We start from the raw sequence: 11863 nt of genomic DNA on the forward strand, positions 1-11863 counted from the left end.
TGAAATAAGGAGATTCCAAAATGGCATCTAAAGAATTCCACATCGTTGCAGAAACTGGTATCCACGCACGTCCAGCTACACTGCTCGTTCAAACAGCTTCTAAATTCACTTCAGAAATTAACCTTGAATACAAAGGTAAATCTGTAAACCTTAAGTCAATTATGGGTGTTATGTCACTCGGTGTTGGTCAAGGTGCTGATGTAACTATCACTGCTGAAGGTGCTGATGCTGACGACGCATTGAACACAATCGCTGAAACAATGGTGAAGGAAGGTCTTGCTGAATAATGACAACTATGCTTAAAGGTATCGCTGCATCATCAGGTGTAGCCGTAGCAAAGGCATACTTGCTTGTTCAACCTGACTTGTCATTTGAGACAGTTACTGTTGAGAATATCGAAAATGAGGAAGCTCGTCTTGAAGCAGCACTTGCTGCTGCTCAAAGCGAGCTTCAAATTATTAAAGATAAAGCAGTAGATAGCCTCGGAGAAGAAGCCGCAGCCGTATTTGATGCACACATGATGGTCCTTGCAGATCCAGATATGACCGCTCAAATCAAAGCTACTATTGAATCTAAAAAAGTTAATGCTGAAGCAGCCCTTAAAGAAATCACTGACATGTTCATTGCTATCTTTGAAGGCATGGAAGACAATGCTTACATGCAAGAACGCGCTGCCGATATTAAAGACGTTACAAAACGTGTAATGGCAAACCTTCTTGGTGTGAAATTGCCGAGTCCAGCTTTGATTAACGAAGAAGTAATCATTGTTGCTGAAGACTTGACACCGTCAGATACTGCACAGCTTGACAAGAAGTACGTTAAAGCCTTTGTTACAAACATTGGTGGACGTACATCTCACTCAGCAATTATGGCACGTACGTTGGAAATCCCAGCTGTATTAGGTACAAATAATATTACTGAACTTGTTTCTGAAGGTCAACTTATGGCTGTGTCAGGCTTAACAGGTGAAGTTGTTCTTGATCCAACTCCAGAGCAACAAAGCGAGTTCCATGCAGCTGGTGAAGCTTATGCTGCACAAAAAGCTGAATGGGCTGCTCTTAAAGATGCTGAAACGGTTACAGCTGATGGCAAACACTTTGAGTTAGCTGCCAACATTGGTACACCTAAAGATGTTGAAGGTGTTAACGACAATGGTGCGGAAGCCATTGGACTCTACCGTACAGAGTTCCTCTATATGGATGCTCAAGACTTCCCAACGGAAGAAGATCAGTACGAAGCTTACAAAGCAGTTCTTGAAGGCATGAATGGTAAACCAGTCGTTGTCCGTACAATGGACATCGGTGGTGACAAAACATTGCCATACTTTGACTTGCCAGAAGAAATGAACCCATTCTTGGGTTGGCGTGCTTTACGTATCTCACTCTCTAATAGTGGTGATGCAATGTTCCGTACGCAACTTCGTGCACTTCTCCGTGCATCAGTTCATGGTACACTCCGTATCATGTTCCCAATGGTTGCATTGGTTACGGAATTCCGTGCTGCTAAGAAAATCTACGATGAAGAAAAAGCTAAATTGATTGCCGAAGGTGTTCCAGTAGCTGAAAATATCGAAGTAGGTATCATGATCGAAATTCCAGCAGCAGCGATGTTGGCTGATCAATTTGCAAAAGAAGTCGATTTCTTCTCAATCGGTACAAACGATTTGATTCAATATACAATGGCAGCAGACCGTATGAATGAGCAAGTTTCGTATCTTTACCAACCTTACAACCCATCTATCCTTCGCCTTATCAACAATGTTGTTAAAGCAGCACATGCAGAAGGCAAATGGGCTGGTATGTGTGGTGAAATGGCCGGCGATCAAACTGCCGTTCCACTTCTCATGGGTATTGGACTTGATGAATTCTCAATGTCAGCAACATCAGTTCTTCAAACACGTTCATTGATGAAACGTTTGGATTCGAAGAAAATGGAAGAACTTTCCAACAGAGCTCTTACAGAATGTGCAACAATGGAAGAAGTTGTAGCTCTGGTTGAAGAATATACAAAATAATAAGATAAAAGCTGGGACAAAAGTTAACCAATTTTACCAGCCCTACGAAAAAACGCTCAAATGGCATTTTCTAGTTCCATTTTGAGCGTTTTTTGTTTTAAGCTTTCAAAACCTACTGTACAACATAAAAAAGCCTTAAGAGGCTTTTAAAATTAGAAAGGGAGTCCTTTAGAGAACTTACCAAGTTTTTGTTCAGTTGTCTTTTCTATTTGAGTCAGGGCATCATTTACAGCATCTGTAACGAGGTCCTGTAAAGTTTCAGGATCTTCCGGATCAATAACATCAGATTTTATTGTGAGGTTGGTCAATTTACGATCGCCAGAAAATTCAGCAGTTACTAAATCTTGCGCCGATTTCCCTAAAAAGGTTGTGCTAGCAATTTCTTCTTGAGCAGCCTGCATTTGCTTTTGTAACTTTTGAGCCTGCTTCATCATATTTTTCATATTCATCATGGTAGTTCTAATCTCCTTACTTCCAGACATGTAGAGGTATTTTTTCAGATGTCATTAATTATACCATTTTTATGGCTGATTTTGAAGTTGGATGTGGGCATGTTTCAAGAAATGATAGCCTTAGTTTTTTTAGGGAAAAGAAAAAAACGTCCAGATAATAGACGTTTAGTGAAATGCGGAAGGCGGGACTTGAACCCGCACAGCCAAGATAGGCCACAGGATCCTTAATCCTGCGCGTCTGCCAATTCCGCCACTTCCGCGAATTGGTACTTTAATATAGTACCATTTTGCTAAAGAGAATGCAAGAATAAACTGTAATTCGTTACGCTAAGTATGTGAAGCTCATTTCTATGGAAAAGTAGATATTTTAGCGGAGGGAAGTAATTTTGTACAGTTTTAGGATGGAACAGCAGGGAAGCTATCCCCTGCTCCTATAATATTTTCAAGAAGTTATCGTGACAGCTTATCTTTGATCAGCTATCGCAAAGGTTATAAACCATTATATTTTTTTAGAAATTTTTCAATTGTTTGCTGATAAAGGGACGGATTTGTCTCGAAAGCTTTGGCGTGTGCTGCTCCTTTGATAAGGAGCATTTCCTTTGGTGTGCCTGCTTTAACGGCTTTATAATTATCATAGAGCATAGCTGTTGGCACATAGGTGTCAGAATCTCCGTGGATGAGGAGGATGGGACGTTTGTTTTCAGAAAGAGCTTGAGTTGCGCTGGCTTCTTTTAAAAACCAACCTTGACGTACTTTATTCATGGCTGAGAGGCTGTAAACAAGGGGGAAGGGCGGAATATTATATGTAGATTTAGCTTGATAGGTTATTTCAGACCAAGCATCGCTATAACCACAATCTTCAATGATGCTATTCACAGAATCTGGGAGTTCTTCTTGATTGGAGGCCATCATGACAGTTGCTGCGCCCATGGAAAGTCCGAACAAAGTAATGTTAGTCTTAGGATTTTCATCAGTCAATTTCTTGGCCCAGGCTATAACATCTTTTTTATCATGGAAACCGTAGGTAATGAGCTGCCCTTCTGAGTCTCCTGCAGCACGATTGTCCGGTAGGAGCACATTGTATCCTAGTTCGTGGAAAAGCTGTCCATATTGGCGCATGGTTTCTTTGCTTTGACGAAAGCCATGAACAACGATGACGGTTTTATTTGTTTTTTTCTCTGCAGGAACATACCAGGCTTTGAGTTTGAGTCCGTCATTTTTTATTGTAAGGTCTGTTTTTTCCAGTTGATCAAATTTTTTGACAAGAGGAAAATTTTTACTTGAAGATTCAACTTGACTGGTCGGGATATCGTTTCGAACATACGCAATGTTATAAAAATAAAAGGTAGCCCCCAAGTCAATAAGGAGTAATAGAGCTATAATACTGGAGCTCCAAATAGTTAGTTTTTTCTTTGTACTTTTTTTCATCTGCATTATTATACCAAATTTTGAGTAAAAAAATCACCGTATGATTTGATTTGTTACAGCTTGATTGGAAGAGATATGAATCACAGAGTGAGGCGTATATCAAAAAACTCCCTACAAGAACCAATAAGTGTGCAGGGAGGAAAGGCAGCAGTTAGGAATCAAAGGGGATTGATTCAGGGAACCGTTGTGTTTAGGGAAGCAAAATGAAGTACATTTTATCGGCTCTCTGGTTAAGGCTGTCTTTTATTTACTTCCATTCTAGCATGACTTGTTTTCTCTTAGTAGCGATATGCAAGAATACTCAACTTTGAAAAGCGCTTTCATGAAGAGGGGTGACTTTTCCTCTAGTTTGTGTTAAAATAGTGGAGATAATTTTTAGTATGGGAGAGAGTGGCTTGGCTATAAAAAAGACCTATCGTGTGAAACGCTCGAAAGATTTTGAACAAATATTTTTAGCGAAAAATAGCTTTGCCAACAAGAAATTTATTATATATAAACTTTATGCTGAGCAACAGCATTTTCGTATAGGAATCTCGGTAAGTAAAAAAATCGGAAATGCTGTTACAAGGAACCGTGTGAAACGCTTAATAAGGCATGCAGTTGCTGAATTTTCATCACATTTAGAAGGTGAAGATTTTGTTGTCATTGCACGCCCAGGCGTAGAAAAACTCAGTTTTAAAGAAGTAAAAAAGAATCTCAAACATGTATTGAAATTATCTAAAATTTATAAAGATGGAGAAAAGGATTGAAAAAGAAAATAACTTTGCTTTCAATAGCAAGTGCTTCTTTACTCTTATTGGCTGCCTGTGGGCGCTCTGAAGTCACACAACATTCAACAAGCTTTTGGGAACAGATAGTTTATGGATTCGCTCAGGTCATTCGTTTCTTGTCATTTGGTGGCATGACAGCCGTTGGCATTATTTTATTCACCTTGATTATTCGTGTGGCACTTCTGCCTTTAATGAATATTCAAATTAAGTCAAGCCAAAAAATGCAGGAAATTCAGCCTGAAATAAAAAAAATACAAGCGAAGTACCCAGGTAAAGATGTGGATTCTCGGCGTAAGGTTCAGGAAGAAACTCAGGAACTTTATGCTAAAAACAAAGTTAATCCTTACGCAGGTTGTCTACCTCTTTTGATTCAAATGCCAATATTATGGGCTTTGTATCAAGCATTGACACGGGTTGATTTCCTAAAGCATGGTACTTTCCTCTGGTTTAATATTGGAGACAAAGATCCGACTTACATTTTGCCAATTTTGGCAGCGCTATTTACTTTTGCTAGCTCATGGTTAACAATGAAAGCGGCACCTGAAAAAAATGCAATGACGAGTACGATGACATTTCTTATGCCAGTGATGATTTTTGTTTTTGCTATCAATGTTGCAAGTGGTGTTGCGCTTTATTGGGTAGTGTCAAATGGTTTCCAAGTGTTACAAACGATGCTCATTGCTAATCCTTTTAAGATAATTGCAGCGCGAGAAGCTAAGGTGAAAGCAGAAAAGGATAAGGTAAAAGCGCGTGAAAAAGCATTGAAGAAAGCTTTGAAAAATAAGAAGTAAAATCAGGAGATAGGAGTTTTAAATCATGACTATTTTTACTGGAAGAACAGTTGAAGAGGCAATAGAACGCGGTTTATACCGATTGGGTCTAAAACGTGAAAATGTGCATATTCATGTGAAACAAAAAGAAAAACGTGGTTTTCTAGGTTTTGGAAAAAAACGAGCACTCGTAGATATAGAAGAAATCAAGGAAGAAACCATTCGCAAAGCGGATCGTTTGGCTGAACGCGGGATTGATGCTGTTGACCTTGGTGTACCTAAGGCACAATCAGCCATGGAAGCTACGCTTGAGTTGAGTCAGATTGTCAAGGCTGTACGTGCAGCTGAGAAAGAGCAGAAGGGTGAGCTTACAGCTGAGGAGCGTGAAGTTATCATTGAAGAGGTCAAGGCGGATCTTGCGCAAAGTAAGGAAGCTGTTGCAGAAGTTGAAATTCCAGAAAAAGTTAGGCAAAAAGCAAAAGATTTGCCCTTGGGGTTAACAGATGAAGAGTCAGACTTTGCCGATAAAATTTCCACCTATCTGACAAATATTACATCTGAGATGGGGATAGCTATCACTGTAAACGTTGTAAAGGAAAGTTCACTTATCGTTTTCAACCTTAATTCCAATCAAGATGCACTCCTTATTGGCAAACATGGCAAGATTTTACAAAGTTTACAAACCTTAGCTAAAGCTTATGCAAACAGTATCCTAAGTACACGTGTAAACATCGCTGTAAACGTTGGTGATTATCATGAAAAGCGTAAAGCATATATTACAAGCTTGGCGCATCGTGCCGCAGAACGTGCACGTGCTGGGGAAACAGTGTATATTAACGACTTGCAATCTAACGAACGCAAGATTGTGCATACTATCATTTCGAAGGAAGACGGTGTTTCAAGCCACTCTGACGGTAGCGAATACAATCGTTATATTACAGTGACAAAAGAAATTTGACATTTGAGAGTATTTAGTGTAGAATATTTTAGTATGCTTTAAGCACAGAAATGAAAGAAAGGAACACCGCAAGAACGGTGGAGCTACTTTCCCAAGTGAAGTAGCCCAGGGATTTAATAAATGAAACGTACTTACCAACCGCATAAAAAACCTCGTAAGACTACTCACGGATTCCGTGCACGCATGGCAACTAAAAACGGACGTCGTGTACTTGCAGCTCGTCGTCGTAAAGGACGTGCTTCACTTACAGTTTAATTGTAAAAAAATATTCCTGCCGGCTGGCAGGTTTTTTAGTTCTGCCAACTCTGCGGTAATGTTTGCTAAAAATGATTCACAAGATTCACAGCATAAAAGTTGTCTTTGACAGCTTTTTAATTTTTCATCTGAAACACGGTTTGTAGAAAGAGGAAGATATTGTGCCTCTCCTTGCTCAAGCAAAAGATATGGTAACAAAAGCAGCTTAAAGTTAAGCGTTTACTTTTATTGTGCTATAATGAATCTATTGTAAAATAAAGAGGAGTTTTTGTTGATGAAAAAAATTCAAATTGCGGCTATGCAGGCGTCGCAGGTTATCTTGGGGTGTATGCGTATTATAGAGCCAGGAAAGAATCCTGTAAAAGTCATTGAGACAGCTTATGAAAATGGCATTAACTTTTTTGATCATGCAGATATTTACGGAGATGGCCAGTGTGAGACAGTGTTTGCAGAAGCTTTGGCACAGACATCTATCCGACGTGAGGATATCTATCTCCAGTCCAAATGCTCAATTCGTCCGGGAGTGGCTTATGATTTTTCAAAAGAGCATATTCTTAAATCTGTGGAAGGTTCGCTGCAGCGGCTTAAGACAGATTATTTGGATACATTACTTCTACATCGTCCGGATACTTTAATGGAGCCAGAAGAGGTTGCAGAGGCTTTTTATGAGCTAGAAAAATCAGGAAAAGTACGCTATTTTGGTGTTTCCAATCAAAACCCGATGCAGATAGAACTGCTTAAAACAGCAGTTAAGCAGCCTCTATATTTCAACCAACTGCAATTTGGTTTGAAGCATACGGAAATGATTGATGCAGGATTGAATGTAAATATTCCAAATCAGGCCAGTCATATGCAAGATGGCTCAGTGTTAGAATATTCACGTATAAATAAAATGACCATCCAAGCATGGTCTCCTTTCCAATACGGTTTCTTTGACGGCCCATTTGTAGACAATGAAAAATTCCCCGAATTAAACCAAAAACTCAACTTTTATGCTGAAAAATATGGCGTGACACCGTCAGGAATTGCTATCGCCTGGATTAATCGTCATCCAGCAAAGATGCAAACGATAATCGGAACAATGACAGAGAGTCGTATTAAGGAAGTCACGGAAGCAAGCGACATTGTTTTAAGTCATGATGAGTGGTACGATTTGTACATGGCTGCAGGGAATAGTTTACCGTGAAGGGTTGTCACATAAGAAACTCCTATCTTGCAGTAAATTTATAAAAAACTAAGGATGTTAGTGTTCCAGACAAGCAAGGAGTTGAAATAGATTGAATTCGTAGGGGAAATGGTGTATAATTAAGGAGCATTATTAGGAAAAGTTAATTAAAAGGATTTTTAAGCAATTTGCTTGAACCTATCCCAAAGGAGGTACATACCATGAGTTTTACAGATGAAACAGTCCGCTTTGAATTTGATGATTCAAGTAAAAAAGAAATTGGCGAAACACTTGTAAATGTTTATCGTGCACTTGATGCTAAAGGTTACAATCCTATCAACCAAATGGTAGGTTATGTTTTGTCAGGAGATCCAGCTTATATTCCACGTCACGACGATGCGCGCAACAAGATTCGTCGCTTTGATCGTGATGATATTGTTGAAGAATTGATTAAAGAATACCTAAAAGCACACGGTGTACAACTCTAATGTACAGCAGAATTTTAGGGCTTGACGTCGGTACAAAAACCGTTGGTGTTGCAGTCAGCGATTTACTTGGTATGACGGCTCAACCTGTTGAGACAATAAAAATTGATAGTGAATCAGGTGAGTTTGGTTTTGAGCGCTTAGCAGAACTGGTTAAGGAGTATAAACCTTCGAAAATTGTACTTGGCTTACCCAAGCATATGAATAACGATGAAGGTATTCGAGCCGAAGCATCCAGAAATTATGGCGAAAAAATTGCCTCAGAGTTTGGTGTACCCGTGGAGTACCAGGACGAACGTTTGACAACCATGCAGGCAGAAAAAGTATTGATTGATGGTGGTGTCCGTCGTAAGGACCGTAAAAAATCAATTGATAAACTTGCGGCAGTCTTGATATTGCAAAACTATCTTGATGCCCATAAATTATTTTAGAAGATAGGAAGTATTATGTCAGAACATACACATGACCACGAACACGAAGAACGTTTTATCACTCTTATTGATGATAACGGGAATGAAAGCCTTTTTGAAATCTTGATTACTATCGATGGTCAAGAAGAGTTTGGTAAGAATTACGTTCTCGTTATGCCTGTTGATGGCACAGAGGATGAGAATGGTGAAGTTGAAATTCAAGCTTATTCATTTACACAAAATGAAGACGGTACTGAAGGAGATTTACAGCCTATTGCTGAAGAATCTGATGCTGAATGGGATATGATTGAAGAAGTGTTCAATAATTTCATGGAAAATCAAGACGACGAAGTTTATTGATAAAAAAGGGGTGAAGCCCTTTTTTTCTTGTATTGCTACATTAATGTCAGGAATTTTGGCCTTGTTCTTCTAAGGAAGATTGAGTAGTTTGGGAAAATTTGTTATAATTTAGTAATTACTCGTTGAAGGAAATAATCATGAAAAAAAGATATGGTTCACGCACATTGAGGCATGAACAGACAAAAGTAATGGCGCAATCCGAAGAATTTGAAGGATTTGAGAGCGAGGAAGCGTTTGATGACTCTGTTGAAATCACCGGTTCTTATTCACGGCGTGACAAGGCAGAAGGAGGCTTTACACGAACAAGAGAAAAGGCACCGAGAATTTTAGCGGCTGACTGGTTTTTTATTGCTCTGGTTTCTTTTGCTCTTAGCTTGACCTTTTATGCTTTACCGCTTTTTAATTTCCAATCTGTTGGAGTACAATCTCAATACCTTTATTCAGGAATGGCCATGCAGGCAGGTTTGGTTCCTTATAATGATTTCTGGGGTTCTGGAGGTTTAGTCTTTTACTTAATTAATTGGATTGGACATTTCGCTCAAACCACGTGGTTGCTCTACTTTTTCCAACTCTTTGCTTTGTTTATAAGTGGTGTACAAGTTTATCGGTTGATTTTACAGCGGACACACAGTCGTTTAGCTGCGCGCATTACCGCAGGGTTTACCTTGGTTTCAATTGCAGGTTTGGCTCAGGGAGGGACTTCCCCAACTTTGATGGCTCTGCCTCTTGCTTTGTGGGCCTTACAGTTTTTAGACCGCTATCTGCGCCAAGATGTTCGTGATGAAGCTTTTATCTTTTTTGGGATGAGCGGTGCCTTTGCTTTGGTTATATCACCGGTTATGACCGTTCTATGGGTGATTTCAGCATTGGCTTTATTCATCTTTAATATTAGGAACAAGAGAATTGGGCGTGGTTTCTATCAATTGCTGGCAACCTTGTTTGGTGTACTGTTGGTAGGATACACGGTAGCCTTCTATGCGTTAAATGCGCAAGTTCTCTACACCTCAATTGAGCAGTCCATCATTATTCCTCTTACCAGCTTAGGCTTTACAGCTAATCTGTGGTTGACTCTTTTAAAATCAATTGTCTTTCTTTTAGTATTTGGTTTAGCAACTAATTTTGTTCATGGCATGTTAAATATTAAAAAATCAGGGCAAACCTTTGTTTGGCAAGTTTTACTGCTCATTGGTTCAGTTGCCGTCTTGGTTTTTGTACTTTTATCCCCAGTATTTGAAAGTTCAAATCTCCTAGCGCTCTTGCCTTTACTCCTGCTTTTTGTCAGTGACACATTACAGGATGCTGTAAACCAACGTCGAAATGTTTTGCAACAATACATGAGAGCAAAACTCTTTGCTCCAATTTTGGCTCTATTCTTTGTCATAGGTGCACCTTTTGTTTCACAATGGATGAATCGTCAAGTCTTCTCCGAGGAGCAACAAGTTGCTCAACATGTGAAGGCCGATACGACAAGAGATGATAGAGTTTTGGCTATAGCAGGGGATAAGAATATTAATCTGCGGGCACAGCGTGTCGCAAGTCTGGGCGTTTTTCCAAGTTACTACCCTATAGGGTTTCATCAGAATTTTGATCTAGTCTTTGCAAATGCGGAGAATAAATATGTTATTGTTCAAAGTGGGCAAGAACTCTCAGATTCAGTGCAGAGGACGCTTCAAGATTCATATGAAAAAGTAGAAATTAGTAATGTTAGTCAATTTTCTGTATATAAAAAGAAATAAGATGTACATATTGTATGTCTTATTTTATTATAATGAAAAAAGCGAATTTTCTGACTATTGCTGTTGTTTTTTGAATTTTTTTGTGCTATAATCTGTTAAGAGTTTATTTAGAAAATAATATAATAGGAGAAAACCGTGGCTACATTATTAGAAAAAACCCGCAAAATTACGTCAGTTCTGCAAGATGGTGTGACTGACCTAAAGCAGGATTTACCTTATGACAACATGACGGAGCGTTTAGCCAACGTTATCGACTGTAATGCTTGTATTATTGATACAAAAGGAAAACTTTTAGGCTTTTCACTACCATATGAAGTTAACAATGACCGCGTTAATGAACTTTTCTATGTAGAAAAGCATTTGCCAGAAGATTATGCACGTGCGGCTATTCGTATTTATGATACCTTAGCAAACATCACAATCAATGAGCCATTGTCAATATTTCCTGCAGAACTTTTAGGAGAATATCCTAATGGTTTGACAACATGTGCTCCTATCTATGGTAGTGGCATGCGTTTAGGAACGTTTATCCTTTGGCGTACAGATGGAAAATTCGATGATGATGACCTTGTTCTTGCAGAGCTTGCAACAACAGTTATCGGAGTTCAACTTTCTAACCTTAAGCTTGAACAAATGGAAGATAATATTCGTAAAGATACCATGGCGAATATGGCTGTTAACACACTTTCTTATTCAGAGATGAAAGCGGTTAAAGCGATTCTTGAAGAACTTGATGGTGAAGAAGGACATGTTATTGCATCAGTAATTGCTGATAAGATTGGAATCACTCGTTCAGTTATTGTTAACGCACTCCGTAAGCTTGAATCTGCAGGTGTTATTGAAAGTCGTTCATTAGGCATGAAAGGAACTTATCTTAAAGTTCTGAATCAAGGTCTCTTTACAAAACTTGAAGGTCGTAATTTCTAAAGACAGTTTATAGTTGGGGAAAACTTTTGGGAAAGAAGTTTATCTCAAAATATCTGAAGAGGAACCGCAGGAAAGCGGTTCCTTTTTAATGGGCCAGTTGTGCAGTAAAAATAACTTTATGAAGCATTGTGAA

At 39.0% G+C, this 11863-nt stretch carries 14 protein-coding genes and 1 tRNA gene; 12 read left to right on the forward strand and 3 right to left on the reverse strand.

All coding sequences use genetic code 11. From position 1 onward, the window contains the following. Positions 1-20 precede the first annotated feature (20 nt). Positions 21-287, forward strand: a complete 267-nt coding sequence (locus ACGHCK_RS02675; RefSeq protein ID WP_202231267.1) for a phosphocarrier protein HPr — start codon at positions 21-23, stop codon at positions 285-287. Further along, positions 287-2014, forward strand: a complete 1728-nt coding sequence (gene ptsP / locus ACGHCK_RS02680; RefSeq protein WP_202231266.1) for a phosphoenolpyruvate--protein phosphotransferase — start codon at positions 287-289, stop codon at positions 2012-2014. Before ACGHCK_RS02675 ends, ptsP begins: the two co-directional genes overlap by 1 nt. 152 nt (positions 2015-2166) lie before the next feature. On the opposite strand, the gene ACGHCK_RS02685 is transcribed toward ptsP, so the two are convergent. The 3 genes from ACGHCK_RS02685 to ACGHCK_RS02695 form a co-directional block, all read right to left on the reverse strand. After that, complete coding sequence (locus ACGHCK_RS02685; RefSeq protein ID WP_251420393.1) at positions 2167-2466, reverse strand: YbaB/EbfC family nucleoid-associated protein; 300 nt, start codon at positions 2464-2466, stop codon at positions 2167-2169. 174 nt (positions 2467-2640) lie between these two features. Continuing rightward, positions 2641-2726 (reverse strand) — tRNA-Leu (locus tag ACGHCK_RS02690). A 229-nt stretch (positions 2727-2955) separates the two neighbouring features. Further along, positions 2956-3894, reverse strand: coding sequence for an alpha/beta hydrolase (locus ACGHCK_RS02695; protein WP_251420390.1), 939 nt, complete (start codon positions 3892-3894; stop codon positions 2956-2958). 380 nt (positions 3895-4274) lie between these two features. On the opposite strand from ACGHCK_RS02695, the gene rnpA reads away from it, so the two are divergent. The 10 genes from rnpA to codY all read left to right on the forward strand — a co-directional run bounded on the left by rnpA (position 4275) and on the right by codY (position 11730). After that, on the forward strand, positions 4275-4643 hold the full coding sequence (gene rnpA / locus ACGHCK_RS02700; protein WP_202231263.1) for a ribonuclease P protein component: 369 nt from the start codon (positions 4275-4277) through the stop codon (positions 4641-4643). Further along, entirely contained in the window at positions 4640-5455 is an 816-nt protein-coding gene (locus ACGHCK_RS02705) for a YidC/Oxa1 family membrane protein insertase (protein WP_202231262.1), read from the forward strand. The genes rnpA and ACGHCK_RS02705 overlap by 4 nt, the downstream gene beginning before the upstream one ends. A 25-nt stretch (positions 5456-5480) precedes the next feature. Next, positions 5481-6392 (forward strand): RNA-binding cell elongation regulator Jag/EloR, encoded by a 912-nt coding sequence (gene jag, locus ACGHCK_RS02710; protein ID WP_202231261.1) that lies wholly within the window; start codon positions 5481-5483, stop codon positions 6390-6392. Between the two features lie 120 nt (positions 6393-6512). Beyond that, positions 6513-6647, forward strand: coding sequence for a 50S ribosomal protein L34 (rpmH, locus tag ACGHCK_RS02715; RefSeq protein ID WP_003135255.1), 135 nt, complete (start codon positions 6513-6515; stop codon positions 6645-6647). A gap of 274 nt (positions 6648-6921) precedes the next feature. Continuing rightward, positions 6922-7833: an aldo/keto reductase gene (locus tag ACGHCK_RS02720; RefSeq protein WP_251420385.1), complete on the forward strand. Its 912-nt coding sequence runs from the start codon at positions 6922-6924 to the stop codon at positions 7831-7833. Between the two features lie 200 nt (positions 7834-8033). Further along, entirely contained in the window at positions 8034-8300 is a 267-nt protein-coding gene (locus tag ACGHCK_RS02725; RefSeq protein ID WP_003133629.1) for an IreB family regulatory phosphoprotein, read from the forward strand. Next, a complete protein-coding gene (gene ruvX / locus ACGHCK_RS02730) occupies positions 8300-8728 on the forward strand; it encodes a Holliday junction resolvase RuvX (RefSeq protein WP_202229598.1) in 429 nt (142 codons plus the stop codon). Before ACGHCK_RS02725 ends, ruvX begins: the two co-directional genes overlap by 1 nt. 15 nt (positions 8729-8743) lie before the next feature. Continuing rightward, positions 8744-9067: a DUF1292 domain-containing protein gene (locus ACGHCK_RS02735; RefSeq protein WP_202229600.1), complete on the forward strand. Its 324-nt coding sequence runs from the start codon at positions 8744-8746 to the stop codon at positions 9065-9067. 137 nt (positions 9068-9204) lie between these two features. Next, positions 9205-10803 carry a glycosyltransferase gene (locus tag ACGHCK_RS02740; protein ID WP_251420382.1) on the forward strand — a complete coding sequence of 533 codons (1599 nt, stop codon included), beginning with the start codon at positions 9205-9207 and terminating at the stop codon, positions 10801-10803. 135 nt (positions 10804-10938) lie between these two features. Next, the gene (gene codY, locus ACGHCK_RS02745; protein ID WP_202229604.1) at positions 10939-11730 is read left to right on the forward strand and encodes a GTP-sensing pleiotropic transcriptional regulator CodY; all 792 of its coding nucleotides are present in this window, start codon (positions 10939-10941) and stop codon (positions 11728-11730) included. Positions 11731-11863: the final 133 nt, after the last annotated feature.

Source organism: Lactococcus muris (genome assembly GCF_042849115.1).
Classification (GTDB): domain Bacteria; phylum Bacillota; class Bacilli; order Lactobacillales; family Streptococcaceae; genus Lactococcus; species Lactococcus muris.

Bases quoted from the DNA above. Each gene is read 5' to 3' on its own strand.
- ACGHCK_RS02675 (WP_202231267.1), top strand. From the start codon at position 21: ATGGCATCTAAAGAATTCCACATCGTTGCAGAAACTGGTATCCACGCA.
- ptsP (WP_202231266.1), top strand. From the start codon at position 287: ATGACAACTATGCTTAAAGGTATCGCTGCATCATCAGGTGTAGCCGTA.
- ACGHCK_RS02685 (WP_251420393.1), bottom strand. From the start codon at position 2,466: ATGATGAATATGAAAAATATGATGAAGCAGGCTCAAAAGTTACAAAAG.
- ACGHCK_RS02695 (WP_251420390.1), bottom strand. From the start codon at position 3,894: ATGAAAAAAAGTACAAAGAAAAAACTAACTATTTGGAGCTCCAGTATT.
- rnpA (WP_202231263.1), top strand. From the start codon at position 4,275: ATGGGAGAGAGTGGCTTGGCTATAAAAAAGACCTATCGTGTGAAACGC.
- jag (WP_202231261.1), top strand. From the start codon at position 5,481: ATGACTATTTTTACTGGAAGAACAGTTGAAGAGGCAATAGAACGCGGT.
- rpmH (WP_003135255.1), top strand. From the start codon at position 6,513: ATGAAACGTACTTACCAACCGCATAAAAAACCTCGTAAGACTACTCAC.
- ACGHCK_RS02720 (WP_251420385.1), top strand. From the start codon at position 6,922: ATGAAAAAAATTCAAATTGCGGCTATGCAGGCGTCGCAGGTTATCTTG.
- ACGHCK_RS02725 (WP_003133629.1), top strand. From the start codon at position 8,034: ATGAGTTTTACAGATGAAACAGTCCGCTTTGAATTTGATGATTCAAGT.
- ruvX (WP_202229598.1), top strand. From the start codon at position 8,300: ATGTACAGCAGAATTTTAGGGCTTGACGTCGGTACAAAAACCGTTGGT.
- ACGHCK_RS02735 (WP_202229600.1), top strand. From the start codon at position 8,744: ATGTCAGAACATACACATGACCACGAACACGAAGAACGTTTTATCACT.
- ACGHCK_RS02740 (WP_251420382.1), top strand. From the start codon at position 9,205: ATGAAAAAAAGATATGGTTCACGCACATTGAGGCATGAACAGACAAAA.